25 protein-coding genes and 1 pseudogene are annotated in these 26105 nt (G+C 29.2%); 20 read left to right on the forward strand and 6 right to left on the reverse strand.

Going from position 1 to position 26105, the window contains the following annotated elements:
- The first annotated feature begins 105 nt into the window (after positions 1-105).
- The gene (fumC, locus tag L2Z92_RS20010) at positions 106-1488 is read left to right on the forward strand and encodes a class II fumarate hydratase (RefSeq protein ID WP_236456507.1); all 1383 of its coding nucleotides are present in this window, start codon (positions 106-108) and stop codon (positions 1486-1488) included.
- A gap of 3 nt (positions 1489-1491) precedes the next feature.
- On the opposite strand, the gene corA is transcribed toward fumC, so the two are convergent.
- Positions 1492-2562, reverse strand: coding sequence for a magnesium/cobalt transporter CorA (corA, locus tag L2Z92_RS20015; RefSeq protein WP_236456509.1), 1071 nt, complete (start codon positions 2560-2562; stop codon positions 1492-1494).
- Positions 2563-2631: 69 nt separating this feature from the next.
- Between corA and hutI the strand changes: the two genes are divergently transcribed.
- Positions 2632-3867, forward strand: coding sequence for an imidazolonepropionase (hutI, locus tag L2Z92_RS20020; protein ID WP_236456510.1), 1236 nt, complete (start codon positions 2632-2634; stop codon positions 3865-3867).
- A 213-nt stretch (positions 3868-4080) separates the two neighbouring features.
- Here hutI and L2Z92_RS20025 read toward each other — a convergent pair whose 3' ends face one another.
- A complete protein-coding gene (locus L2Z92_RS20025) occupies positions 4081-5385 on the reverse strand; it encodes a glycoside hydrolase family 71/99-like protein (RefSeq protein ID WP_236456511.1) in 1305 nt (434 codons plus the stop codon).
- 297 nt (positions 5386-5682) lie between these two features.
- Between L2Z92_RS20025 and L2Z92_RS20030 the strand changes: the two genes are divergently transcribed.
- From L2Z92_RS20030 to L2Z92_RS20045, 4 genes and pseudogenes are all read left to right on the forward strand, one after another.
- Positions 5683-6312, forward strand: coding sequence for a DUF2306 domain-containing protein (locus tag L2Z92_RS20030; RefSeq protein WP_236456512.1), 630 nt, complete (start codon positions 5683-5685; stop codon positions 6310-6312).
- Positions 6313-6512: 200 nt separating this feature from the next.
- A pseudogene (locus L2Z92_RS20035) lies at positions 6513-6779 on the forward strand (c-type cytochrome); the annotation flags it as partial.
- 3 nt (positions 6780-6782) lie between these two features.
- Complete coding sequence (locus tag L2Z92_RS20040; RefSeq protein WP_236456513.1) at positions 6783-7520, forward strand: protein phosphatase 2C domain-containing protein; 738 nt, start codon at positions 6783-6785, stop codon at positions 7518-7520.
- A gap of 5 nt (positions 7521-7525) precedes the next feature.
- Positions 7526-8104, forward strand: coding sequence for a hypothetical protein (locus L2Z92_RS20045; RefSeq protein WP_236456514.1), 579 nt, complete (start codon positions 7526-7528; stop codon positions 8102-8104).
- A gap of 71 nt (positions 8105-8175) precedes the next feature.
- On the opposite strand, the gene L2Z92_RS20050 is transcribed toward L2Z92_RS20045, so the two are convergent.
- Together L2Z92_RS20050 and L2Z92_RS20055 are read right to left on the reverse strand one after the other, a co-directional pair.
- Entirely contained in the window at positions 8176-9213 is a 1038-nt protein-coding gene (locus L2Z92_RS20050) for an RluA family pseudouridine synthase (protein WP_379677454.1), read from the reverse strand.
- 2 nt (positions 9214-9215) lie between these two features.
- Positions 9216-9827, reverse strand: a complete 612-nt coding sequence (locus L2Z92_RS20055) for a PASTA domain-containing protein (RefSeq protein WP_236456515.1) — start codon at positions 9825-9827, stop codon at positions 9216-9218.
- Between the two features lie 95 nt (positions 9828-9922).
- Here L2Z92_RS20055 and L2Z92_RS20060 point away from each other — a divergent pair, with 95 nt between their 5' ends.
- From L2Z92_RS20060 to L2Z92_RS20075, 4 genes are read left to right on the forward strand one after another with little or no spacing between them, the layout of a single operon-like run.
- Positions 9923-10894: a D-alanine--D-alanine ligase gene (locus tag L2Z92_RS20060; RefSeq protein ID WP_236456516.1), complete on the forward strand. Its 972-nt coding sequence runs from the start codon at positions 9923-9925 to the stop codon at positions 10892-10894.
- Positions 10895-10930: 36 nt separating this feature from the next.
- Positions 10931-11392, forward strand: coding sequence for a hypothetical protein (locus L2Z92_RS20065; protein WP_236456517.1), 462 nt, complete (start codon positions 10931-10933; stop codon positions 11390-11392).
- Between the two features lie 6 nt (positions 11393-11398).
- Positions 11399-11857, forward strand: a complete 459-nt coding sequence (gene coaD / locus L2Z92_RS20070) for a pantetheine-phosphate adenylyltransferase (RefSeq protein ID WP_236456519.1) — start codon at positions 11399-11401, stop codon at positions 11855-11857.
- A gap of 3 nt (positions 11858-11860) precedes the next feature.
- Positions 11861-12631: a hypothetical protein gene (locus L2Z92_RS20075; RefSeq protein ID WP_236456520.1), complete on the forward strand. Its 771-nt coding sequence runs from the start codon at positions 11861-11863 to the stop codon at positions 12629-12631.
- A 146-nt stretch (positions 12632-12777) separates the two neighbouring features.
- On the opposite strand, the gene L2Z92_RS20080 is transcribed toward L2Z92_RS20075, so the two are convergent.
- Positions 12778-13713: a protein-glutamine glutaminase family protein gene (locus L2Z92_RS20080; protein ID WP_236456521.1), complete on the reverse strand. Its 936-nt coding sequence runs from the start codon at positions 13711-13713 to the stop codon at positions 12778-12780.
- Between the two features lie 184 nt (positions 13714-13897).
- Between L2Z92_RS20080 and L2Z92_RS20085 the strand changes: the two genes are divergently transcribed.
- The 7 genes from L2Z92_RS20085 (at position 13898) to L2Z92_RS20115 (ending at position 20528) form a co-directional block, all read left to right on the forward strand.
- Positions 13898-14299, forward strand: coding sequence for a hypothetical protein (locus tag L2Z92_RS20085; protein WP_236456522.1), 402 nt, complete (start codon positions 13898-13900; stop codon positions 14297-14299).
- An 80-nt stretch (positions 14300-14379) separates the two neighbouring features.
- Positions 14380-15918, forward strand: coding sequence for a SulP family inorganic anion transporter (locus tag L2Z92_RS20090; RefSeq protein WP_236456523.1), 1539 nt, complete (start codon positions 14380-14382; stop codon positions 15916-15918).
- A 121-nt stretch (positions 15919-16039) separates the two neighbouring features.
- Positions 16040-16246, forward strand: a complete 207-nt coding sequence (locus L2Z92_RS20095; protein WP_236456524.1) for a hypothetical protein — start codon at positions 16040-16042, stop codon at positions 16244-16246.
- Positions 16247-16626: 380 nt separating this feature from the next.
- Positions 16627-16944: a winged helix-turn-helix transcriptional regulator gene (locus L2Z92_RS20100; protein WP_236456525.1), complete on the forward strand. Its 318-nt coding sequence runs from the start codon at positions 16627-16629 to the stop codon at positions 16942-16944.
- 75 nt (positions 16945-17019) lie between these two features.
- On the forward strand, positions 17020-17535 hold the full coding sequence (locus L2Z92_RS20105) for a flavodoxin family protein (RefSeq protein ID WP_236456526.1): 516 nt from the start codon (positions 17020-17022) through the stop codon (positions 17533-17535).
- Between the two features lie 158 nt (positions 17536-17693).
- Complete coding sequence (locus tag L2Z92_RS20110) at positions 17694-19346, forward strand: MutS-related protein (protein WP_236456527.1); 1653 nt, start codon at positions 17694-17696, stop codon at positions 19344-19346.
- A 297-nt stretch (positions 19347-19643) separates the two neighbouring features.
- Positions 19644-20528, forward strand: coding sequence for a choice-of-anchor V domain-containing protein (locus L2Z92_RS20115; protein WP_236456529.1), 885 nt, complete (start codon positions 19644-19646; stop codon positions 20526-20528).
- Between the two features lie 672 nt (positions 20529-21200).
- Here the strand turns inward: L2Z92_RS20115 and L2Z92_RS20120 are convergent.
- Positions 21201-22598 carry a DEAD/DEAH box helicase gene (locus L2Z92_RS20120; RefSeq protein WP_236456530.1) on the reverse strand — a complete coding sequence of 466 codons (1398 nt, stop codon included), beginning with the start codon at positions 22596-22598 and terminating at the stop codon, positions 21201-21203.
- A gap of 97 nt (positions 22599-22695) precedes the next feature.
- Here L2Z92_RS20120 and L2Z92_RS20125 point away from each other — a divergent pair, with 97 nt between their 5' ends.
- The 3 genes from L2Z92_RS20125 to L2Z92_RS20135 all read left to right on the forward strand — a co-directional run bounded on the left by L2Z92_RS20125 (position 22696) and on the right by L2Z92_RS20135 (position 26096).
- Positions 22696-23442: a hypothetical protein gene (locus L2Z92_RS20125; RefSeq protein ID WP_236456531.1), complete on the forward strand. Its 747-nt coding sequence runs from the start codon at positions 22696-22698 to the stop codon at positions 23440-23442.
- A 189-nt stretch (positions 23443-23631) separates the two neighbouring features.
- Complete coding sequence (locus tag L2Z92_RS20130; RefSeq protein ID WP_236456532.1) at positions 23632-24141, forward strand: GldL-related protein; 510 nt, start codon at positions 23632-23634, stop codon at positions 24139-24141.
- A 245-nt stretch (positions 24142-24386) separates the two neighbouring features.
- Complete coding sequence (locus L2Z92_RS20135) at positions 24387-26096, forward strand: M14 family zinc carboxypeptidase (protein WP_236456533.1); 1710 nt, start codon at positions 24387-24389, stop codon at positions 26094-26096.
- The last annotated feature ends 9 nt before the right edge of the window (positions 26097-26105 follow it).

Raw genomic sequence — 26105 nt, forward strand, 5'->3', positions numbered from 1 at the left:
TCTTGCCAAAGATACTAGTATTTATTTTTTTTAGCAATATAATAACACTTTTTATTTCTTTAGAATTTTTATAAATCGTATTTTTCATAAATATAGAAATGAGCCATGAAATATAGAATTGAAAAAGATACTTTAGGAGAAATAAAAGTTCCCGAAAATAAATTATGGGGAGCGCAAACCGAACGTTCTAAAAACAATTTCAAAATAGGAACAGCAGCATCGATGCCTATTGAGGTTATTAAAGCTTTTGGTTATCTGAAAAAAGCAGCAGCATATACAAACACTGAATCTAAAATACTATCTCTTGAAAAAAGAGATTTAATATCAAAAGTATGTGATGAAATAATTGAAGAGAAATTAAACGATCATTTCCCTTTAGTAATTTGGCAAACAGGATCTGGAACACAATCGAACATGAATGTGAATGAGGTAATTGCAAATAGAGCACAATTACTTAGTGGAATGCAAATTGGAGAAGATCCTATTTTAAAAGCCAATGATGATGTGAACAAATCGCAATCTTCTAATGATACTTTCCCAACAGCCATGCATATTTCGGCATTTATGATGCTTGTTGAAAAAACAATTCCAGCAATTGAAAATCTTTCAACAACCTTTCAGGAAAAATCAGAAACATTCAAAGATATTGTAAAAATTGGTCGAACTCATTTAATGGATGCAACACCTTTAACATTAGGACAAGAATTTTCTGGATACACCCAACTACTCAAAAACGGATTAAAAACTTTAAAAAATTCCCTTAACAGTTTATCAGAGTTAGCCCTTGGAGGAACTGCCGTAGGAACTGGTTTAAATACGCCTAAAAATTATGATACCGTTGTTGCAAAATACATTTCAAAATTTACAGGATATCCATTTATAACAGCTCCCAATAAGTTTGAAGCACTCTCAGCTCACAATGCAATTGTAGAAAGTCATGCTGCATTAAAACAACTAGCCATATCATTAAATAAAATTGCAAACGATATTCGAATGTTAGCTTCTGGACCACGTTCTGGAATTGGAGAATTATTGCTTCCTGAAAATGAGCCTGGCTCTTCTATAATGCCAGGAAAAGTGAACCCAACTCAGTGTGAAGCCTTAACAATGGTTTGTGCACAAGTAATGGGTAATGATGTAGCTATAACAATTGGGGCAACACAAGGACATTATGAATTGAATGTTTTTAAACCGATGATTATTGCTAATTTTCTTCAATCGGCACAGTTATTAGGAGATGCTTGTAATTCTTTTAACGAGAACTGTGTAAGAGGTATTGAACCTAATTTAAAAAGAATCAACGAATTAGTAAACAATTCCTTAATGCTTGTAACTGCTTTAAATACAAAAATAGGGTATTATAAAGCCGCGGAAATAGCACAAACGGCTCATAAAAACAACACCACTTTAAAAGTAGAAGCGCTTAGGTTAGGATATATTACAGCCGAAGAATTTGATAATTGGGTGAAACCCGAAGATATGATTTAACCTTTAAAACCATCTTTTCTTTTTAAAGTAAATCAACATTGCTATAACAATAACAAACATTAATGCGATAATTACATAATAACCATAATTATAATTTAATTCGGGCATATATTTAAAATTCATACCATAAATACCAGCAATAAATGTTAATGGCAAAAATACAGATGAAATTACTGTCAAGGTTTTCATTACTTCATTCATTCTATGACTTTGAGCTGTATAGAAAAAATTACTGGCACTATCTAATGTTGACATATCATACTCAATCTGTTCTAAAAGCTCTAATGTTTTTTGATGTAATCGTCCAAAAAAGATATAATTTGAAGCCTCAATCCCGTTAAACTCATCATCTTCCTTTATAGTTTTTATGGTAAACAAAGCATCTCTTAATGGAGTTATTGACCTTTTCAATAATTGAAAAATTTCACGTAATCTTTCAATTTCTACCATGATAGAAGGATCATCAGCTGTTTTTGAAGCCAATAGTAAAGTTTCAATTTTATTTTCTTTGTTCTCTATCGTAATGTAAAAATTTTCGATAACAGCATCTAAAAGTAAATACATCAGGTAATCCACTTTTTTCTTACGAACAATCCCTGTGTTTTCTCTTAATCTTTCTCTAATATGTGTAAAAAAATCACCTCTTTTTTCCTGAAAAGAAACAATCAAATTATCTTGAAGTAAAAAACTAATCTGTTCAATTAAAATAGTATTCTCATTGTCATTAGGTAGAATCGATTTAATACTAAAGAAAAGAGAATCGTCCAATTCATCCAAGCGGGTTCCTCTAGCAATATTTAAAATATCCGAAACAATTAAACTATTCAATTGAAGAGTATCTGCTAAAGATTTGATAACTTCAACATTATTCAAACCATGAATATTTAACCAATTATTTGATGAAATATTTCTTAAGTCTTTAAACTTATTTACCGTGATTGCTTCATACTCTTTTACATCTTTTTCGTTATAAACAAAAAGTTGTATTTCGGTTTCTTTGTCCTTAAAAAGCCCAGTATATTCTAAAGGTTGTAAAATTGCTTTTCTTCCTTTCTTGTATCTTAATTTTCTCAAGAGCTATAGTTTTAAGGATAAAGATAGTAGTTTTTCAAATTTGGTCTCTATTTTTGTAAAAAAAACTTCATGCAAAAACTTTTCATAAACATTAAAGAATTATTACAAGTACGAACTTCTCCTATTGATAAAGTTTCTGGGGCTTCAATGGCAGATTTACCTAAGATTGACAATGCCTTCCTACTTATAAAAAAAGATAGTATTGAAAATTTTGGACCAATGTCTGAGTGTCCAAATTTAGAAAACATTGAAATTATAGATGCTAAAGGAAAAGTTATTCTTCCAACATGGGTCGATAGTCATACACATATTGTTTATGCAGGAAATAGAATTCAAGAATTTGTAGATAGAATTAATGGTCTTTCTTATGAAGAAATTGCCAATCGCGGTGGTGGAATTCTAAATTCTGCTAAGAAATTAAATGAAACTTTTGAAGAAGAAATTTATGAACAATCAAAATTACGACTAGAAGAAGTAATGCATCAAGGGACTGGAGCAGTAGAAATTAAATCGGGTTATGGTTTAACTATTGAAGGAGAATTAAAAATGCTTCGTGTAATTAAACGCTTAAAAGAAAACTACAGATTACCTATAAAGGCTACGTTTCTTGGAGCACATGCATTCCCAATAGAATACAAAGAAAATCATTCAGATTATATTGATCTTATTATTAATGAAATGTTACCTAAGATTGCTGCAGAGAATCTAGCCGATTATATCGATGCATTTTTAGAAACAGGGTATTTTTCTGTAGAAGAAACTGTAAAAATCATGAATGCAGGTAAAAAATATGGCTTAATTCCGAAAATACACGTTAATCAATTTACAGCGATTGAAGGTATTAAAGCATGTGTTGAAGCAGGAGCTTTATCTGTAGATCATCTAGAAATTGTGACAGACGAAGATATTGAGGTTTTAAAAAACAGCAATACTATGCCAGTCGCTCTACCAAGTTGTTCGTATTTCATTAGTATTCCTTATACTCCCGCCCGAAAAATGATGCAAGCTGGTTTACCAATTGCACTCGCAACCGATTTTAACCCTGGCACAACACCTTCTGGAAACATGAATTTTGTTGTTGCAACGGCTTGTATAAAAATGAAAATGACGCCAGAAGAAGCAATCAATGCTGCTACAATAAACGGAGCGTATGCAATGGGCATTAGCAAAACGCATGGTAGTATTACTAAAGGAAAAAAAGCAAATATTATTATTACAAAACCGCTTACATCCTATTATCAAATTCCGTATGAATTCGGAAATAATTTAATTGAAAAAGTAATGATCGATGGCGAGTTTATTTAAGTTTGCTCTTTAAAAACAGTCCTCTATAAAGCAAAGAAGTATATTGACTTGTAATTCAATATACTTCTTTTCATAAAACAACTACCATAGAAACTAAAAAAATAATCTATAGTTATTAACCAATTTTATAAAACTAAAAAATAAATACTTTCTAGTACAATTAGTTGTTTCATGCTGATTTAGTAGGTATTATAATAATGGTTGAAATATTTTTTAAATAGGATAAGATTTTTCAATATTTTTTAATAAATGTTCTGCATGATAAAGTTCAAGCGTAAAAATTAAATAATATACTCTATTCAATATTACTTGTAATCTTCCTTCGTTTTTATATTTTTTTCTTAATTGATACAATTTCAATGGTAATTCTAGATCAGTCGCTGTATAGGAAACTCCTGTATAGGCTTGAATACTTTCTAGAAATGAAAAACCAAATTCTAATGTCGGTTCAATCATCGTTCCTTCTCCAAAATCATTCCAAGTTATTAGCTGTATAAAATCTGTAGGAGAACTATCTGCTAATGCCAATGTTTCATTGAAAGCTGTTAACCCATCATGAGGAATTTCCCAATCTAAACTCGGGTCGTCTCTCCAACCGCCTTCTAAATAGTAATCATTAAACCCAGGATAAACTCCACCCACAGTTTGAATATTGTTTTGAGCAGTATATTGATAATATCCATTAAGCGTCATTAAATGATTTCGGTCAACCCAACTAAACTCCCCACCAGCATTATTTCCCAATCTATAACTCGCTTTCCAAAGGCTCATTAACCTTGGAGTCGAATTCATTTGCGACATAATTGTAGCCCAATCTGATGGTTCTGTAATGTAATTTGGTCCAAAAAGAAATAAAAGTTCATTATTATTACTCTTTAAATAATTAGGGCTTGTAAAATAGGTATTCTCAATATACTGCAAATCGGTAACAGCAGCTGCAAGATTCGCACTTCCTACATTTTGTTTAGATAGATACTGTGCTGTTTTGTCTTCATACATTATTGCAAATTTTAACCCAACTTGTTCAATTTCATTAATAAAAGAGTTCGTGTTTGTTTTTAACATATCGAAATCATTCACATTTCTAGCACCATACCAATCAAAAATAACTCCATCAATACCCGATAATTTCATCAATAATAAATGATATTCCTGTAAATCATTATCCTTAGACGAATAAGGTCCAATTAGTGGATAATAATGCGACGCAATTTCTCTTTTTCCTAAAGCATCCACATTATTAGGATTTCTATTCGTCATTGTCCAATGTTGTCCCCAAAAACCATCTGTTTCTAAGCTTGCAAACCAAGGCATATAGTGTACATAAACTTTTTTAGGATTATTCTTCGAAACCACAACTGGAGATGGATAATTTTTCCTAAAAAGTTCTTCTTGATAAATGCTTTCAAGGTCTTCATTTGTTAATTCATCTTTTACATCAATAATTGAATCTTCAGAACAACTTCCAATGATAAAAAGTAAAAAAAACAGGCTAGCAATTTTAATAAATTTTCCCATAATTTCTAAGCTTTTTAGTTATACTTAAATTTACGTCATTAATTTTAACATTTGTTTAAGTTTAGACGAAATACAAACTGCTGAAGACCAATAACTTAAAAACATCGACGAAGTGTATTATTCATAAAAAAAAACAACACATATTGTTTACTATTTTCACTTATTCAAAGAACAAAATAATCAAAATGAGTACTTTATGTATTACAATTCAGTAAGAACAATTCACAGTTCAGTGAATTTCAATTTTAAAACAATCCTTACTCAAATACTTTTGTTTCATCATTTAAGACATAAACAATGGAACAAGTAGTTAAAATCTTTATTTATATTCATGCTTTTTTTGGAGGAATTAGTCTCATTACTGGCATTGCGAGTATTCTTTTAAAAAAAGGAAATAGTCAACATAAAAAAACAGGAAAGCTTTTCACATTTGCAATGCTTGTCAGCACCTTAATTTCTATACCAATCTCTTGCCTACCCAATCATGAAAACCCATTTCTTTTCTTAATTGGACTTTTTACTATCTATTTGGTTTTAACTGGAAACAGAGCACTAACTTTTAAAACAAAAGAAAAAGCAGAAAGAAAAGACATCATCATTTCAGGAATAATGCTTGTTTTTTCTATTATTGCACTTTTTATAGGTATTTATGGTTATACTCAAAGCATTGAAAATAGTATTCTCTATTTGTTTTTTGGTAGCTTTAGTTTATATATGACCATTAAAGATTTTATTTTTTACAAGAAAAGAACCCCGAACGATTGGTTGAAAAATCATATTGGAAAAATGATAGGAGCAACTATTGCTTCAATAACTGCTTTTATTGTAGCTGGTTTAGAAATAGGAAGCTTAATTAGTTGGATATTGCCTTCAATAATAGGTACAATTTATATTTATTATTGGAAAATGAGATTGAAAAAAAAGTAGTACGTTTGTTATAGAGTACAAAAACTATAGGAATGCAACATCGTTCAAAAATTCTAACAATTATAATTTCCGCTTCTATATTTCTGTCTTTCATTATTTTGATATCTTTTTTAGCCTATCAAAAAAACAAAGACTCCCACAAAACTTACGAAACAAAGGAGTTTGTTTTATTTTGCGGAACAACAAATTTAACTAATAATGCGGCTGAAGGTAAAGATCTTTTTAATACAAATTGTGCAGCTTGTCATCATTTAGACAAAAATAGAACAGGACCAGCATTAAGAGGTGTGAAATATAAATTTAATGATGCTAATTTCTTACTACATTTTGTAACAAAGGAAGATTCATTACTTCTAATAAAAGATACATTAACAATACGATTAAATAAAAATTCTTCATATCAATTCGATCATACTTTTAAATTAACAGAAAATGAAGTTCACTTTTTATTAGATTATATGGAATAGAAAATGAAAATATATACAGCATTACAAAGAGGTGAATATCACGAAAATTATTGTGAAGATAGTTTGTATTATGGAAAATATGGTAAAGATAAAATGCTTTTCGCAGTTATGGACGGATGTACAACTGCTATGGAAAGCCATTTTTCCTCTACATTAATTTCTAAAATAATAAAGAAAATTTGCTTAGAAAAAGGATACAAAGATTTTGTTGCATATTCTCATAAAAAATCATCCCTTGAAACTGAATTAAAAAGCATTATGTCTGATTTAATGCAAGAACTAAAAACCATTAAGAATCAATTATTATTAGACACAAAAGAGCTCTTAACAACATTATTACTCCTTTTAGTAGACCAAACAACGAATGAAGGAATTCTTCTTGCTATTGGTGATGGATTTGTTAACATTAATGGCACAATTACTGATTTGGAACAAGACAACAAACCCGACTATCTAGGATTTCATTGTAATGATGATTTCGAAACTTTTTATACTTCTCAAAAACAAATTACTCCGATTAACACCATTTCTGATATAACAATTGCAACCGATGGCATATTTACTTTTGAATCATTTTCGAAAAATAAAACAGATGAAGATTTAAATTGTATTGACTACTTAACAAAAAATAAAGCACAAGAAGAAAGTAATGAAATGCTAACATTAAAACTAAAATTCATTGAAAATCAACTAGGTAAAAAACCTACTGATGATTTTACGATGATACGAATAATAAAATAAATACGATGGGTGGTTATTATTTTCCAAAAATTCAAGGAGAAATATTCGGATTAAAAACAGGGTTACTTACTGATTTAATAGTATGTGAACACACATGTAGTATTAATTACCCTAAAAAGAAAGAACAATGGCTTTTGGGTTATGATATTGGTTTTAACAAAGGTCAAAACATCAGAAACTATATAAAAGAAAAATCTAAAGAAGAAAACTTCGAGATGAATATCAAAGCCGTTTTATTTTTACAGAAACAAATGCCTAATTATGGGAATTTTAAAAATGAATTAGACGAATATCTAAAAAATATAGATAAATGGGATAAATCAAAAATTGAATTAACAACTATCCTTCATGCAAACCAATTATTGTTGGAAGAAAAACTACAAAGAAGTTTGAATTTAATCTCATGTTATTATAAAAACAATTACAGATTAGCAACACAAATGAAGTTTCATCTTTTAGAAAATCAACTTTCTAAAATTAGAGTTGCAAAACAAAAACAAGAAATTGATAGTAGAAATTATTTAATTCAAAAAACCGAAATTCAATCTAAATTTAAAAATTGGTTGAATGAAGTTCATAAATAATTATCATCTCAATATAACTTTAACTCAAAACGAAAAGCCTCTACTTATAATAAAGTAAAGGCTTTCTATTTTTATTCTTCTGTAAATGTTTGTGCTTTAGAATAAACTCTCCATTTTTCTATACAATCTTGTATATCGGTTGGAATTTCTGTACTAAAACGCATGAATTCTTTAGTTATAGGATGTTCAAAACCTAATGTTCTAGCATGCAAAGCTTGTCTTGGCAATACTTTGAAACAATTATCTACAAACTGTTTGTATTTTGTAAAAGTTGTTCCTTTTAAAATTAGATTACCACCATAACGCTCATCATTAAAAAGCGTATGTCCAATATATTTTAAGTGCACACGTATTTGATGTGTTCTTCCCGTTTCTAATCGACAAGAAATAACAGTAACATAACCCAAACGTTCAATCACTTTAAAGTGTGTTACAGCATGTTTTCCTTGATCTCCTTCTGGATAAACCGACATTTGCATACGATTTACAGGATGACGGTCAATATTTCCTTCAATTGTACCTTCATCTTCTTTAATATCGCCCCAAACAATAGCAATATATTCTCTTTCAGAAGTTTTTGCTGCAAATTGCTTCGTTAAATAATCCATAGCTAATTCCGTTTTAGCTACTACCAAAAGTCCTGTCGTATCTTTATCAATACGATGTACTAAACCTGGTCTTTCAGAGCTATTCATTGGCAAATTCTCAAAATGAAAAGCTAATGCATTCACTAAAGTACCCGAATAATTCCCATGTCCAGGATGTACAACCATTCCTGCTGGTTTGTTAACAACAATCACCTGATCATCTTCATATACAATATCCAAAGGAATATCTTCTCCTTTAAGCAAATGTTCATACGGTGGATGTTCAAGCATTACTCTAACAACATCTAAAGGTTTCACTTTATGGTTAGATTTTACTGCAATATCATTCACAAATATATTTCCAGAATCGGCAGCTTTTTGTATTTTACTACGTGTTGCATTTTCAATTAAATTCATTAAAAATTTATCTACACGTAGCGCTTGTTGTCCTTTTGAAGCTTCAAAACGATGATGTTCATACAAATCATCATCCACACCTTCAACTTGGTTATCTTTTATCATTACTATAAATTTGGGTCTTCTTCTAATTCGCTAGGCATTTCACCTAAATTTGTTCCGTCAAAAATATCTTCACCATCTCCTAACACAAAATCGATGGTTGAATTCTTTTTTATTTTATCTCCTGCATTAAGACTTTTCCCATTAATAGAAATGCCTAAAACAACATCTTTTGCAATATAATTTCTATATGTTTTTCTACCTTCTTTTAATCCTAAAGATTTAAAATTAGCACTCATTTGTCGATACGTTTTATCTTTAAAAGGCGGAATTAGTACATCTGTAAATCCTCCAGAATTAACCTTAACGTAAATTTTTCTTCCATCCTTAACTGTCGTCTTTGCTTTAGGATCTTGTTCCACAATTGAAAAAGGAGGCATATCTTTTCTAAAATCTACTGTATCTAAAAGTAAAAGTTCTAACCCTAATTCTTTCAATTTTTCATCGGCAATTACAATTTGCATCTTCGATAAATCGGGCACAGTAATTTCTTCACCATGACGTGTTTTAACATCTAAAAATTTAACCAATACAAATCCTAAAACAATTACAATAACAAAAGCGATGGCTAATTGTATTAAAAAAGTTTTACTTTTTAAAAAATTCAGAACATTCATAATTAACAATATTTCAGCAAATATAAGAAATCGAAAAGATTTTTAGTTTGAATAAATAATGTAATTTTGTGCTTGTTCAATTTAAAAATAATAAAATGAAAAATGTGGCTATTATAATGGGAGGATATTCAAGCGAATACAAAATCTCATTAACCAGTGGTAGTGTCGTATATGAAAATCTAAACAAAGAAAAATACAATGTCTATCCTGTTCATATTTTTAAAGAAAAATGGGTTTGTGTAAAAAACAATATAGAGTTTCCAATAGATAAAAATGATTTTAGTACTTCTATTAATGACAAAAAAATAGCTTTCGATGTTGTTTTTAATGCTATTCATGGAACACCAGGAGAAGATGGATTAATGCAAGCCTATTTAGAGTTGTTAAACATTCCTCAAACTTCTTGCGATTATTATCAAGCTGCATTAACATTTAACAAAAGAGATTTATTATCGGTTTTAAAACCATATGGCATAAAAACTGCCACTTCACATTATCTTAATTTAGGAGATGAAATTAATGTAGATGAGATTTTAAAAACTGTAGGATTACCTTGTTTTGTTAAACCAAACAAATCGGGTTCTAGTTTCGGAATTTCTAAAGTAAAAACCAGAGAAGAATTTATGCCTGCTATAGAAGTTGCCTATAAAGAAGATAATGAAATTATTATTGAAAGCTTTCTAGATGGTACAGAAGTTTCTGTTGGTGTAATAAACTTTAATGGTGAAACAAGAGTATTACCTATAACTGAGATTGTTTCAGAAAACGACTTCTTCGATTATGAAGCTAAATATCTAGGCAAATCACAAGAGATTACACCTGCTAGAATCTCAGAAGAACTAAAACTGAAAATTGAACAAGTTGCTAAAAAAGCCTATGAAGTTTTAAAAATGAAAGGCTTCTCTAGAAGTGAGTTTATCATCGTAAATGATGAACCTCACATGTTAGAAATGAATACTGTTCCTGGTTTAACCAACGGAAGCATACTACCGCAACAAGCAATTGAAGCAGGAATTCCATTGCCTATTTTATTCGAAAACGCAATAGAACAAGCATTACAACGTTAATATTATAAAAAAACTAGTAACCTGAAAAGCATACTTATGAAAAAATATCTGATCCTTTTATTATTAATAGTACAAAGCGGATTTGCTCAAGAAAAAACAATTCCTAAAAAAGATTTAGAAACTATTAAGTACGAATACAACTGGAAAAATGAAAGCTATCTAATTGTAAATTACAGGTTTCCAAAAGATTATTGTCCTTATGAGAATTATGGTGAATTAGATAAAAGTTATGCTTATCTAAATAGTAAAGTATATAGCAAATTAGACCTAAAAAACCATCGCAACGTTTTTGTTTATGCAGATAAATTGGCTGCAAAAAGTATTTTAGACAAAAAAAATCATTATGATGATGTTGGTTTGTATTTTTTAAAGAAACTTTTAGTCATTAAAGGAAGTTGCTATGGTGTATTAATCATCAATAAAAACGGGCAATACAATTATATTTTAGGAGAATATTCTAGTAAGGATATTCAAAACCTAACCGATTCTTTAAAATAAGACAAAATGAAAAAAGCTATTTTCCCAGGTTCATTTGACCCTATAACTAACGGTCACTATGATATTATAAAAAGAGGAGCTTCTCTTTTCGATGAAATTATAGTAGCTATTGGTGTAAATGCAGAAAAAAAATACATGTATACTCTTGAGGAACGCAAACGCTTTATTGAAGAAGCTTTTAAAGACGAACCAAAAGTAAAAGTGATAACCTATAAAGGACTTACTATTGATTTGTGTCAAAAAGAAAAGGCCGATTTCATTCTGAGAGGACTAAGAAACCCAGCCGATTTTGAATTTGAAAAAGCGATTGCACACACTAATAGAAGCTTGTCTAAAATTGAAACTGTTTTTCTTTTAACTTCTGCACGAACTTCATATATTTCTTCGAGTATTGTTAGAGATGTTTTAAGAAATGGTGGAGACATTACAAAATTGGTTCCTCCATCGGTAATGAATAAAAAATAACAGATGACTTTAAAAACTATTTTTTCTGTTACACTGCTATCAAGTTTAATTGCTTGTAATGATTCTAATAAAGTTAAAAAATCAGATTACTTAACTCTAGAAGAACAAGAGGTTATAGAAAATAACGATACTATAAATACAATTATTACAAGTACAAATCTAACCACTACTTCAAACAAAGTAATTCTTACTGGTCTAGATAGTATTCGTTTAGTTTCTATGTATAAAATTAAGCCCGAATCAGACAAAAACATTAATTACTATGAAGATAGCAGTTATTATGGCTACCATGATAAAAGTGAAGACAGCTATAATTATTTTATGCCCGGATTAGATATTATTAATGGATACAACTTAATAAACATTGCGCATTATAACTTAGGCAACGAGAAAACAAGTTTTCTTTTCAAAAAGCCAGTTTTAATAAAAACGGTCTATTATCCTGGTGTCAAAAAAGATTCATTACTAAAGAAACCAATTCAAAGAGACTACTTCATGGTTTCTGTCTATGATGAAGACACTAATAATGATACATTAATTAATAAAAAAGATTTACGCAAGTTGTATCATTTTGATAAATTCAATACTAAGAAAACGCAATTACTTCCTTCAGATTATGGAGTTATTAAATCTACTTATGATTATAAAAATGATATCATGTATATTTATGCAAAACACGACAGTAATAAAAACGGAACTGGAGATAAAAATGAAGCAATGCACATCTTTTGGATAGACTTAAACGATCCTAAAGAAGCTAAAAAAATGTTATAGAAACTTAGTGGTTAAATTTTACATTTTTATATCAGAATAGCTTTGTCAAAAATTAAATTTTCAACAAAGCTATTCATTTTATTATAATTCAATTAAGTATTCGATATATTACTAATTAGATTTTACATAATTAAAAACAACTATTCTTAAAAAGAGCAACTTGTCTGTCTATATCTGTAATTAGCTAAAGTACTATATGTATCTGAATAATTATTATCATATTGCGTATAATTCGAAGCATAATCATAATAATACACGCTAGAATTTTGGTAACTTGTTGTTGAAACAGTGCCTCCATTATATTTCATTTTATTCAACCAAGTTGTGATGGTTACAGGTTGATTAAATAAAGAAGGGTCAACTACATTCCAAACACCATTAACAGAAATTAGAGGAGCTACGTGATATCTCCATGCAATACCACATACTCCAGTAGACGAGATATTCACTTTTAAATTTCCATAAGCAAAAATCTTATAACAATCTTTACTCGTACTATTCATGTGTTTTCTCATCATGTGGGCTCTTGCATAACAACCATCATTTGCATATTGAAAAGGAATACATAAATTTTGATTATTTATAGCGCAACTTTTATTTTTCATAGCGTTAAAAAAGTTGACAGCCTCAGTTGTTGTAAAATCAAAACTAGAAGCTTTTTGAGTTGAAACTTTTTTATTTAAATCCTCAATGGTTTTAAATGGTGTTTCTTCATATTTCACATTTGAATTCCAATTCTTTTCTTCACTATTTGAAATCTTAACTACAGAAATTATTCTTTCTGGATCATTTTCATCAAAATAAATTTTAATTGGAGTTCCGCTTGAAATACTTTCTTTAATATCATTAAGATATGGACTATCATTTTCTACATAAGAAGCACCTGCTTTTATTCCACAATAAAAAAAGGTTTTGGAAAATGAAGCTTCACAATCGTCACATTTTTTAATTAGACCTATTGTATAATCTTCAGAAGTTTGTGGATTTACTTCTTGAGGGTTCCCTTCTTGTTCACCGTTACAAGATCCTAGTACAATTGCCAAACCTAATAGTAAGGTTAGCTTTAAAAGATTTTTTTTCATGTTATTTGTTTATTTGTTTCTTTATTGTAATGCAATTTAGCAAACAAAACCAATACTTAAGTGGCAGATTTTCTGTAGTTTATTCAAAAATTAAAGTTTTATAACAATCCCGTCTTATTTTGTTTAATTTATTTAAATTTTAGAAAAAAAATTATCTTTGATATGGTCTATAAAAAATTAAACTATGAAACCAATAAAGAGAATTGCTTTTTATATCCTTTTAGGCATTATTTATTATTATTATTCTTTCTTGTTCCTCACTTTCCAAGCTATTTTTATTGATTTTCATCTAACACTAATTATTAGTTTTGGAACACTCAATCTATTATTTGCTTTCCTATTTTTAAAATGGAATATACTTATCAACTGTATTACAGCATATCTAATTGCAGCTATTAGTTCACTTCTAGTTGAATTTGTGGGTCCTATATTAATTACCAAACTAAACCTATTTCCTAGTTCTGATCCTTATGGAATGTTTACAGCAATTCTAACCAATGCAATAAGTTTACTATTTTTATGGGAAATTGCTTATCAACTAAAAATTAAATTCAAAAAACAAAGAGCAAGTCCAAAAATGAATTAGAAACACATTACAGCACTATGCCTTTTCTTAAAATTGAAATGCTTACTTTTGCACTTTTATAATAAAAGTCAAAAAAAATAATGCAAAAAGTACTCAATCTTTTCGATTTCAAACAAAAAGTAGATTACAAAACCGAAATATTAGCAGGTTTAACCGTGGCAATGACCATGATTCCTGAATCTTTATCTTTTGCCATTTTAGCTGGCTTTCCTCCTCTTGTTGGTTTATACGGAGCTTTCATTATGGGAATAATAACGGCTATTTTTGGAGGAAGACCTGGTTTAGTGTCTGGTGGTGCTGGAGCAACTGTAATTGTTTTAATTGCACTAATGAACTCTCACGGATTAGAATATGTATTTGGAGCTGTAGCCTTGGCTGGAGTCATTCAAATAGTGGTTGGATTACTTAAATTGGGGAAATTTATTCGCCTAGTTCCACAACCTGTAATGTTTGGATTTGTAAATGGTTTAGCTGTCATTATCTTCATGTCGCAATTGGAACAATTCAAAACAATCGTTAATGGAAAAACCGAATGGTTAACTGGAGCTCCGTTTCTAATTATGGCTGGCTTAGTAGCATTAACAATTGCTATCATTTTAATTTTACCAAAAATAACAAAAGCAATTCCAGCTTCTTTAGTCTCGATAATAGTAGTATTTGCTATTGTATTAATTTTTAATATCGATACCAAACAAGTAGTTGATATCGCTAAAGTTAGTGGCGATTTGCCTCCTTTTCATATTCCACAAATTCCTTTCACATTAGAAACCTTGAAAGTTATTTTACCGTATGGTCTAATAATGGCTGCTGTAGGTTTAACAGAAGGATTATTAACTTTAAACTTAGTAGACGAAATTACAGGAACAAAAGGAAATAGTAATAGAGAATGTCTAGCACAAGGAACAGCAAACATTGCAAACGGATTTTTCTCCGGAATGGGTGGTTGTCCAATGATTGCACAAACTTTAGTCAACCTATCATCTGGTTCTAGAGCTCGATTATCAGGTATTGTAGCGGCTTTAACTATTTTAGTCATTATCTTAGTTGGAGCACCAGTTATTGAATTATTACCAATGGCTGCTTTAACAGGAGTTATGATTATGGTTGCAATAGGAACATTTGAATGGGCGAGTTTTAAAGCGTTTACTAAAATGCCGAAACATGATATTTTTGTAATGTTGGTTGTAACGTTGATTACGATATTCCTTCATAACTTAGCTTTAGCCGTTTTAATTGGTGTTATTATTTCTGCCTTAGTATTTGCATGGGAAAGTGCAAAACGCATTCGTGCTAGAAAATATGTAGATGAAAATGGTGTGAAACATTATGAATTATTTGGACCTTTATTCTTTGGTTCTACCACCGCTTTTGGAGAAAAATTCGATGTACAAAATGATCCTAATGAAGTTATTATTGATTTTGCAGAAAGTAAAATTACCGATATGAGTGCCATAGACGCTGTAAACAAAATTACAGAACGTTATGCTGCCATTGGTAAAAAAGTCCATTTAAAACACCTAAGCCATGATTGTATTGACTTGCTTAAAAATGCAGAAGCAATAATCGATGTGAATATTATGGAAGATCCAACTTATAAAGTACTTCCTGGTAAGGCATAAGCTTTTTTTTAACTATATAGAGTTAAAAATTTTAATCAATATATTTTTTTGTGAAAGTTTTTTGTACTTTTAAACTATGTAATATTTTTATGCAATGGAACTAAGTCTTTTAAATAAAAAAATGGAATTAATACAATGGCTTTCAACTATTGAAGATTCATCTCTTATTGAAAAAATAATGGAATTGAAAAAAAAAGAAAGTAAAGATTGGTGGAATTCAATTTCAGATAATGAAAAAAAATCTATTGAAAAAGGAATACAAGATGCTGATTCTGGCAAATTAAAACCTCACTCTGAAGCTAGAAAACTTTATGAAAAATGGATATAAAATTCATTGGACAAATCATGCTTTAGAGGAGTTAAATGATACATTTTTCTATCTAGAAAAAAATTGAACAGCAAAAGAATTGCACTCCCTAGTTACACATCTTGAAGAAAAATTGATTTTAATTTCACAAAACCCATATTTATTTCAGCTATCTGAATTAAAAATAACAATATCGAAATAATTTCATTTTTCTCTAATAGGCAAAATCCGAAAAGAAGTAAATTGAAGTAAATCAATTAGGTATAAAAAAATTAAAAAAGGCTAAAAATAAGTATCTGATTTTTAGTTTTTTTTATACAAAAAAAACAGAAAACGAATCGGTTTACTTTTTTATCTTTACGAAACAGTTTATACAATTCATCAACCTTAAATGTAACATTTTGTACCAACGAAAGACTGCTATAAAAAATGATTGTTCCATAGAAAAAGCACTGAATGTAGTTTCTGGAAAATGGAAACCCGCAATTTTAAGTGAACTACTTAAAACAAATTTAAGATTAAAAGACATTCAAATAGGTTTACCCGAAGCTTCGAAAAGAGCATTAACCCAACAGTTAAAAGAAATGATTAAAGATGGACTTATTGAAAAAGAAGACTTCAATCAATTTCCAAAAAAAACGGAATACTCAATCACATCTTTAGGAGCACAATTATCTACTGTCTTTGCTGCGCTTTCAAAATTTGGCGATAATTTATAGGGCAAAAATTACCCCTTATTTGATAAGCAAATTAAACACTATAGATTTGTTTTTTTAAACTAAATACATAAAAAAATGAATACCAAAGGTGTTATACTACAAGGCAGTTCTAGAAGTGATGGAAATACAAACAAAGTTGTTACTTTTATAAAAGACAAAACAGGATTTGATACTATCGATTTAAAATCAAAGCATATTAGCTATTTTGACTATGACTTTAAAAATCAAGAGGATGATTTCATACCGTTAATGAATGAAATTGTAAATAACTATGATATTATCATTTTTGCAACGCCTGTTTATTGGTATGCAATGAGTGGAATTATGAAAATCTTTTTTGATAGAATAACAGACTGTTTAAAGGTTGAAAAGGAAATTGGCAGAAAACTAAGAGGAAAAACAATGGGAATGATTAGTTGTGGTTCCGATTCTGAACTGAAAGAGGGATTCGAAATGCCTTTTATAGAAAGTGCAAACTATTTAGGAATGCATTATTTAGGAAGTATTCACACTTGGATAGAAAACGAAATGATTTCTGAATTGGTTCAAAAAAAACTAAACTCTTTTATTGAAGAAAACATAAAAAACTAAGTGCTATTTTATAATCTAAACATTACTTATCGCGTATCTAATTCATTTTAAAAACTTCAAAATATTGGCGATTCTAATAAGCTTAATACAATTCCAATATTGTTGAAGAATGTAACAAAACCGTTATTTTTCACACCAATAGATAAAACAACAAACATATGAATTGGATTCTTTCTATTTTTATCCTAATCGTCTTACTGTACATCATTAATCGAAGAAGGATTATTAAAAATAATCGCTTACAATTTAAACATCTAAAAGACAATTGGGGCAAACAAAAAGAAATAGAAAGCTTTAGTTTTTCTTTAATTAGTCGATATTTCAAAAACAATAAACACAAAGAAAAAGCATTTCATCTCATTAGCGATAAAATTGAGAATGATTTAGATTTAAATACTGTTTTTACATTTATAGACCGAACCACGTCCAAAGTTGGACAACAATATCTGTATTATAAACTAAGAACAATTCAAAGCTTACAAAAGTTGAAGGACTTTGATGGTTTGGTTAATTTATTCACCAATAACACAAACTTCAGAATACAGTGTCAGTTTCATCTACTAAAATTGAACAACTACAATGCCTACGATTTGGAATGTTTAATTAATGATGAGAAAATAGAGAAACCATCCTATTTAAAATACGTTTATCTCTTTGCTATATTAAATATTTCTTTAATTTTATTAGGTTTAATTTTTCCTCTATTATATCTTTTTATTATTCCCGTTTTTTGTATTAACCTTTTTTTTCATTATCAAAACAAAAACAATATAAATTATCATTTAAACGGTATCGATCAACTTTCTATTGCTTTAAAAGTGAGTAAAGAATTATTCAAAAACGAATTAATTACAACTTATTTTAAAGACACATTTACAGCAAAAATTGAAGCTATAAAATTGAAAACTGAATTTATACGTTTTGAAAAAAACGTAGATAACGAGTTTGTTTTTATCGTCTGGTTTCCTCTAGAACTCATAAAAATACTTTTCAATATAGAAACCATTATTTTTTATAAGTTTATTGATGCCATTCAACACGAAAAAGACAGTATTGATAAAATGTATCAATTCATTGGGGAAGTCGATTGTGCTATTTCTACAGTCGCGCTAAAAACAGAAAATCAAACATTTTGCACACCCGAATTTACTACAGAAAAAACAATTATAGTAGAAGCAATACGTCACCCATTAATTAAAAATTGCATAACAAACGATTTATCTTTAGTTGATAATAGTTTACTTATTTCGGGTTCAAACATGTCTGGAAAAACTACTTTTATTAGAACAATTGCAATAAATAGTATTCTAGCGCAAACCTTAAACATTTGTTTTGCACAACGTTTTAGTGCACCCTTTTTAAAACTTTTCTCCTCTTTAAGAGTATCCGATGATTTATCTGAAAATACTAGCTATTACTTACAAGAAGTGCTAAATATAAAGGAATTTATAGACTTATCGAAAGAAGGCACTACTTCTCTATTCTTATTAGATGAAATCTTTAAAGGAACTAACACCACTGAAAGAATTGCAGGCGCAAAAGCGATATTAAAATACCTTAACAAAGAAAATAATATTGTAATCGCAGCAACACACGATTTAGAACTTAATGACTTATTAGCAAACCAAAATTTTAGCATTCATCACTTTAGTGAAACTATTGAACACAATGCCTTATTTTTTGATCATAAACTTAAAAAAGGAAAACCGACTACAAGAAATGCAATTAAAATATTAGAGCTATATAATTATCCGAAAGAAATAATCGAAGAAGCCAATAAGACAGTTACTAATATGGAGAAATTGAATTAATCCAATGGTTGTAATTAGTCTTTATAAACCTTTTCATCAGTAACTTAAGATTAACAAACGGTTATAAACTGCAACGCTAGAGCAAAAAGAATTAACCTCAAAGAAAGACGATAATAATACAATCTAAAGACGTTGAACCTTGAGTTAAAAGAGCTATTTTTTTCAATTATAATAAGCGTACTTACAAGCTACTTTTATATTTTACGAATTTATTCATTGAAAAGTAATAGCAATTTAGCCTAAGAATTAGCCATATTTTTAGTAATATTGCGCAACAAATAAACAAACATCAAATAAATGAAAAGAAATCAATTAACTATCACGTTGGTTTTAATTCTCTTTTTACTCATTCAAAGTTTTAAAAACTCTGATAGTATAACAGATTATTACAAACCAGACCAACATCATTCAAAAATTATTTTAAGATCAACAGGAGTGGCAGCCAATGGTTTAGGAGACCGAACAGGTAGTCCAATAAGTAGTGGAAGCACTTGCGCTCAATGCCATAGTGGAGCAGCATTTTCTCCAACTATTGCATTAACCATTACAGATAATGGTGGTGCTACAGTAACCAATTATACTCCTGGAGAAGAATACAATTTATCGTTTACAATTACTAATACTAATGGAACACCTGTAGGATATGGAATGCAAGCTACTGCTTTACAAAGTGGAAACACTGCAGCTGGAACATTTTCTACTCCTTCTGCGAATGCACAAATAAGTAGTTTTAGTAGTAGAAGCTATTTTGAACATATCTCAACGAGTACAAATCCAACTTTTACTTCTAAATGGACTGCACCTGCAACAAATTCTGGAGCAGTTACTTTTTATTTTACAGGAAATGCAGTAAACGGTAACGGAAGTACAAGTGGAGATGCACCGAGTCCAGCAGCATCATTAGTTTTAAATGAAACTTTATCTACTACCGATTTCGACTTTCAAAATAATATTAAGTTAGTACAGAACCCTATGAAAGAGGCTTTGAAAATTAATTTCACAGAAAGTCAACTAAATATAGATTTACAAATTTTTGATGTTTTTGGAAAATTAGTTTTTACAAAGAAATATGAGAACACAAACGCAATTAATGATGATATTCCTTTAAAAACAGGAATTTATTTCGTTAAACTAAAAAATGAAGACAATCTTAAAGCGACTTTTAAACTTATAAAAGAATAAAACTATTGCAATAGAATTACTTAAGCTAAAAAAGCTAAAAATCATGAAAATGGTTTTTAGCTTTTTTGTTTTAATAGTTTAAGAAACAAAGTCATTAGTCAATTTGAAATAACTCCTATTACTAGAAAATCAGGAATAAAATTAGATACTAAGCAACCTTTTTTTTATTAAATGTTGTAAATATTCTATAGGGAATTTCGAAAAAAGTAACCATTAGAAATAAAACAAAAGGAATAATCATTACCGTTTTCAATACAAACTCATTACAATTCATTAAATTTAGTATTCTACTCAAATTATGATTAAAATACAATACTGAATTACTAGGATAAGCTATATAACTTATTTCTTGAAAAAACTGAGACCAAAAAAAAATACTTAAAAGAATCAATAATCCTAATGTGAATCTATTTCGAACTATAAAACAGTATAACAATAGATACAGGAAGACATTTCTTAAAGCAATTAAACACAGAAAGTTTCCTTCATTATAACATAATCCAAAATTCACTAACAAGCTACAAACTATCGAAGTGATAACTATGAATTTTATAAATATTGAAAAATAGTTCATTTAAACATAAGTGCATTCCTGTTTTTTTTAAAACATTAAGAGATTAAGAAACTTAATCCCTTAATGTTAAAAAACAACATCGAATAGATGAAAATGTATTAACTTCTATTGTTTTCTTTTCTAGAAGTAAATTTCGGATGTGTTTCTGCCTCTTCTTCTTCTTTTTTCACAACTTGTCTTGCTACTTCAATCTTATACTTCTTTCCTTTCATTTTTTGGTCTTTAATCTTACCCAAAACATCTTTCACTTTTGTATAACGAACAGCAACAAATGAAATAAAATCTTTCACTTCTATCAATCCAATATCTTCTTTTTCTAATTCTCCCTTTTGAGAAAGGAAACCAACAATATCAAATTTATTCAATTTGTTCTTTTTCCCACCACTAATATAAAGCGTTTGAAAAACAGGTGCTTTTGGTAATGATTTAGCATCAGAAACATCTAGCCTACGTTTACCATAATCAAAATAGTCCGATTTCTTTTCGGTCTCATGAATAATCACATAAGCCGTACCTGTAGCCAACATACGAGCTGTACGACCATTACGGTGCGTAAATTCATCTTCTTTAGCTGGTAAATGGTAATGAATAACGTGATTCATTTCTGGAATATCCAAACCACGCGCTCCTAAATCGGTTGTAATTAAGTAGGAAACACTTCCGTTTCTAAACTGAATTAAAGCACGCTCTCTTTCGTCTTGATCTAAACCACCATGATAAAAAGTAGAAAGTATTCCTTTGGCTAATAACATATCATAGATGCGCTCTACTGCTTCTCTATGATTACAAAAAACAATAGCCGATTCTGAATTTATTGAACAAATCAACTGAAAAAGCGATTCCAATTTATCTTTCGACTTTGAAAACACAATACGAGTGTCTAAATTTTGATTCGGTTTTACATCATCAATAAAATCTACAATTGTTGGATTAATTACTTTCGTATATTTTGGTATTTCAACACCAGAAGTAGCCGAAACCAATACTCTTTTATTTAATTTAGATAGTTTACCAATAATATAAGACATCTCTTCATGATAACCCAATTGCAACGATTTGTCAAACTCGTCTAAAACTAATGTTTTTGCATTCTCTGTTTTAAAACTTCCTCTATCTAAATGATCTGCAATTCTTCCAGGTGTTCCAATTAATAAGGCTGGTGGATTGCTTAAGTTATTAATTTCTGTATCTATAGAATGTCCTCCATAGCACATATTAACTTTATAATGGGTACCCATTTTTTTCCAAACTTGTTCAATTTGTAATCCTAATTCACGAGAAGGAACTAAAATTACAGCTTGTACGCCTTTTACATCTTCATCTAACATTTGAAAAATAGGTAGCAAAAAAGCTAATGTTTTCCCTGAACCTGTTGGAGAAAGTAATAAAACGTTGTTATCATTCAAAATAGCATTTTGCGCTACTTCTTGCATTTTGTTTAGCCTTTGAATGTCAAGATTCAAAAGCACATTATTGGAAAGTGGATTTCTATTCATTTGGCAAAGATAGGTTTTGATTTAGGAAATCCGAATTTTGACCTTCAATTAATTATATAAATTCATTTTTTAGTACATTTGAGAAAACTACTGTATCATGAAACTCTTCCTGTATTGCTTGTTATTTGCATCTTTTCTCTTTTCGCAAAATAAAGAGTTAAAACTAATAGAATCTAAAGAAGAATGCCAAGAACCAATTGGATACACTGATGGAATTAACCAAAGAATTATTTCTTCAAAAACAGTAAATGACACATTATCTATGGAGATTCAATATATAGAAAATTGTGGCAATGGAGCTATTATAAATTATGCAATAAAAAAAGATACTATCTTATTCAACTTTAATCATGATTTCTCTAAAAATGAGTTTGCTAGTTGCGACTGTGTTTTTATTAATAAATTAAAAATTTTAGACCCTAAAATCACAAAACCAGTTGTCAAAATCAATCCTTGGTTAGGCAAACGCGAGCTGAAACTCTCCAACAACTATTACTTACCTGTAAAATATATGATAAAAGAAAAAGACTCTTTAGTTATTCATGATGGGCAAGGTTACAATTATTCAAGAACTTATTATGATTCTGGAAGTATTAAGATATTATGGATACAAAAAAATGCATACTCAGAAAGAATTCTATACTATGAAAACGGAATGATAAAATCTATCCGTCAAAATTTATCCGATTATGACCATTATATTCTTCAAGAATTTGATACTACTGGTAAGCTAATTAAGTTCGAAAATACTATTGATGTAAGTTCTATAAATCCAACACAAGAACAACAAGAAAAAGGAGCTGTCTCAATTATTTCTAAGGATAAAAATCTAAAAGTAAAGTAAAACAGCCTTTAAAAAGTACCCTTAAATTATTTCTTTAATAAATTGTAGAAAAAAGGTAACTATACTAACATAAAAAGCTAAAAAACAGTTCAAATTTTCAGGAATTCATCAATTTCCTTTTACTGTTTTCTATACGCTATCAAATTAATTAATTTCTTTTTTTAGTACATTTGAGAAAACTATAGTATCATGAACCTAACTATAATCGTTCGATTAATCCGTTTATCATTTCCAATTATAATAATTAGTATCCTTTTTAAAATCATGCATTGGCCATATACTCAATTATTAATGACAATTGGATTAGGAATTATTGTACTTCTCTACCCTGTTCGATTCTATCTAAAAAAAGAAAAAAGAATTATTGATTATGTAAAACTACTTGTCGCTATATTTCTTCCTTTAAACATCTACCTCAATTTATTTCATCTACCATCGCACTATATCCTACCAATTATTAGTAGCACAAGTTTTTTGTTATACCTACTTCTTGAATTATATAATAACTATATAAATAAAGAATCTTCAAAAGAATTAACTGTTTTTCCTTTTGGGGTTTTAAGTGTAATTATCGCTATCCTATTACTAGGTGTTTTTTATAGAATATCGCACTTTGAAAACGCAACACCAATTTTAATTACTGGGTTTGTTTTATTGTTTTTATATTTCATTGTAGATACTTTTAAGCTAAATAAATGAGGGTTTATCTATAGCTTTTAAAGATCTGAAACGAAGTAATTGTATTCAATAATAAATCAAATATACAATCGTAATTATTTGAATCAGAGAACGCTCTTTTTTACATGAATTATTAAAATCAAACTTAATTAACAAAAATAATTAAATGTAAAAACCAAAATATCGTTTTTTAGTGTAACTTTAATAAAACTTTAACTTTTTACCGAGCAGCTAAAAAATATTTTAACCTTAACCAATTAAATAGTATGCGTTTATTAACTACACTAACTCTATTATTTTCCGTTTTTAGTTTTTCCCAAAATTTAAAAACACCTTTCGAAAATGGTAATGGAAATCAATCTACAACCTATGAAGATTGTATTGCTTATTATGAAACTTTGGCTCAAAAATTCAACACTATCCAAGTGGATGAAATGGGTTTAACCGATAGTGGTGAACCTTTACGTATGGTTACTTTTTCTCAAAACACAAATTTCGATTATTATCAAAACAAAGCGGTTATTTTAATTAACAACGGTATTCACCCAGGAGAACCAGATGGTATCGATGCTACAATGATGCTTTTTCGCGATTTAGCTACTGCAAAAATAAAAGTACCAAAAAATACAATGATTGTTACCATTCCAATTTATAATATTGGTGGAAGTCTGAACAGGAACTCTAACTCAAGAGCCAATCAGAATGGACCTGAAGCCTACGGTTTTAGAGGAAATGCTCGTAATTATGATTTAAATCGTGATTTCATAAAATCGGATTCTAAAAATTCGAGAAGTTTTCAGGAAATATTTCATCTCATAAATCCAGATATGTTTATTGACAATCATGTTTCTAATGGAGCCGATTATCAATATACTTTCACTTGCATTGCTACACAACACCAACGTTTGGGTGGAAAATTAGGTGAGTTCTACAAAAATGAAATGCATCCTACCATTATGAAAGACCTAAAAACTAAGAAAATTGAAAGCATTCCCTATGTAAATATTCATGGAGATAAACCAGATAATGGTTTTGCACAGTTTATGGATTCTCCAAGATATGCAACAGGTTACACTACCCTATTTAATACGCTCGGTTCCGTTCCAGAAACACACATGCTAAAACCCTACAAAGATAGAGTTGCTGTAACTTATGAATACATGGTGAGTACAATTAATTATGTAGAGGCAAACGTTCAGAAAATAAAAAAAATGAAAGCAGACAATCTAAATAGCTATAAAATAGGCATGAAATATCCTTTGCAATGGGAAATAGATTCGTCTAAAGTTTCTAAAATAGAATTCAAAGGCTATAAAGGTGCATATAAACCAAGTGATGTATCGGGAAAAGATCGTTTGTATTATGACAAGAAACAACCATTCACTAAAAACATCCCTTACTATAATGATTACAAAGCCACAAAAGAAGTAATTATTCCTAGCTATTATGTTGTTCCAAAATCGCAATGGGAAATTTTAGATTTATTAAAATTAAACGCAATCCAATTGAGACTGATAAATAGCGATACAATTATAAATGTTGAAAGTTATAAAATTGATTCTTATGAAACTTCAAAATATCCTTATGAAGGTCATTACGGACATTACAACACAAAAGTTTCAAAATTGACAGAACAAGTTGCGTTCAAAAAAGGAGACTATATTATTAAAACACAGCAAAAAGGAGTAAAATACCTTCTTGAAACTTTAGAACCCGAAGCGGTTGACAGTTATTTTAATTGGAATTTTTTCGATGCCATTCTTCAACAAAAAGAGTACTTTTCTGCCTATGTTTTTGAAGATTTAGCAAAAGAAGTTTTAGACAAAAACCCGAAATTAAAATCGGAATTAGAAGCTAAAAAACAAGCAGACAAAGCCTTTGCAGAAAATGGTGCTGCACAATTAGATTGGGTTTATAAAAATTCTGTCTATTATGAAAAAGCACATTTACAATATCCTGTTTATAGAATAAAATAATACTCGTAG

Source organism: Flavobacterium jumunjinense, assembly GCF_021650975.2.
Classification (GTDB): domain Bacteria; phylum Bacteroidota; class Bacteroidia; order Flavobacteriales; family Flavobacteriaceae; genus Flavobacterium; species Flavobacterium jumunjinense.

Bases quoted from the DNA above. Each gene is read 5' to 3' on its own strand.
- fumC (WP_236456507.1), top strand. From the start codon at position 106: ATGAAATATAGAATTGAAAAAGATACTTTAGGAGAAATAAAAGTTCCC.
- hutI (WP_236456510.1), top strand. From the start codon at position 2,632: ATGCAAAAACTTTTCATAAACATTAAAGAATTATTACAAGTACGAACT.
- L2Z92_RS20025 (WP_236456511.1), bottom strand. From the start codon at position 5,385: ATGGGAAAATTTATTAAAATTGCTAGCCTGTTTTTTTTACTTTTTATC.
- L2Z92_RS20030 (WP_236456512.1), top strand. From the start codon at position 5,683: ATGGAACAAGTAGTTAAAATCTTTATTTATATTCATGCTTTTTTTGGA.
- L2Z92_RS20040 (WP_236456513.1), top strand. From the start codon at position 6,783: ATGAAAATATATACAGCATTACAAAGAGGTGAATATCACGAAAATTAT.
- L2Z92_RS20045 (WP_236456514.1), top strand. From the start codon at position 7,526: ATGGGTGGTTATTATTTTCCAAAAATTCAAGGAGAAATATTCGGATTA.
- L2Z92_RS20050 (WP_379677454.1), bottom strand. From the start codon at position 9,213: ATGATAAAAGATAACCAAGTTGAAGGTGTGGATGATGATTTGTATGAA.
- L2Z92_RS20055 (WP_236456515.1), bottom strand. From the start codon at position 9,827: ATGAATGTTCTGAATTTTTTAAAAAGTAAAACTTTTTTAATACAATTA.
- L2Z92_RS20060 (WP_236456516.1), top strand. From the start codon at position 9,923: ATGAAAAATGTGGCTATTATAATGGGAGGATATTCAAGCGAATACAAA.
- L2Z92_RS20065 (WP_236456517.1), top strand. From the start codon at position 10,931: ATGAAAAAATATCTGATCCTTTTATTATTAATAGTACAAAGCGGATTT.
- coaD (WP_236456519.1), top strand. From the start codon at position 11,399: ATGAAAAAAGCTATTTTCCCAGGTTCATTTGACCCTATAACTAACGGT.
- L2Z92_RS20075 (WP_236456520.1), top strand. From the start codon at position 11,861: ATGACTTTAAAAACTATTTTTTCTGTTACACTGCTATCAAGTTTAATT.
- L2Z92_RS20080 (WP_236456521.1), bottom strand. From the start codon at position 13,713: ATGAAAAAAAATCTTTTAAAGCTAACCTTACTATTAGGTTTGGCAATT.
- L2Z92_RS20085 (WP_236456522.1), top strand. From the start codon at position 13,898: ATGAAACCAATAAAGAGAATTGCTTTTTATATCCTTTTAGGCATTATT.
- L2Z92_RS20090 (WP_236456523.1), top strand. From the start codon at position 14,380: ATGCAAAAAGTACTCAATCTTTTCGATTTCAAACAAAAAGTAGATTAC.
- L2Z92_RS20095 (WP_236456524.1), top strand. From the start codon at position 16,040: ATGGAATTAATACAATGGCTTTCAACTATTGAAGATTCATCTCTTATT.
- L2Z92_RS20105 (WP_236456526.1), top strand. From the start codon at position 17,020: ATGAATACCAAAGGTGTTATACTACAAGGCAGTTCTAGAAGTGATGGA.
- L2Z92_RS20110 (WP_236456527.1), top strand. From the start codon at position 17,694: ATGAATTGGATTCTTTCTATTTTTATCCTAATCGTCTTACTGTACATC.
- L2Z92_RS20115 (WP_236456529.1), top strand. From the start codon at position 19,644: ATGAAAAGAAATCAATTAACTATCACGTTGGTTTTAATTCTCTTTTTA.
- L2Z92_RS20120 (WP_236456530.1), bottom strand. From the start codon at position 22,598: ATGAATAGAAATCCACTTTCCAATAATGTGCTTTTGAATCTTGACATT.
- L2Z92_RS20125 (WP_236456531.1), top strand. From the start codon at position 22,696: ATGAAACTCTTCCTGTATTGCTTGTTATTTGCATCTTTTCTCTTTTCG.
- L2Z92_RS20130 (WP_236456532.1), top strand. From the start codon at position 23,632: ATGAACCTAACTATAATCGTTCGATTAATCCGTTTATCATTTCCAATT.
- L2Z92_RS20135 (WP_236456533.1), top strand. From the start codon at position 24,387: ATGCGTTTATTAACTACACTAACTCTATTATTTTCCGTTTTTAGTTTT.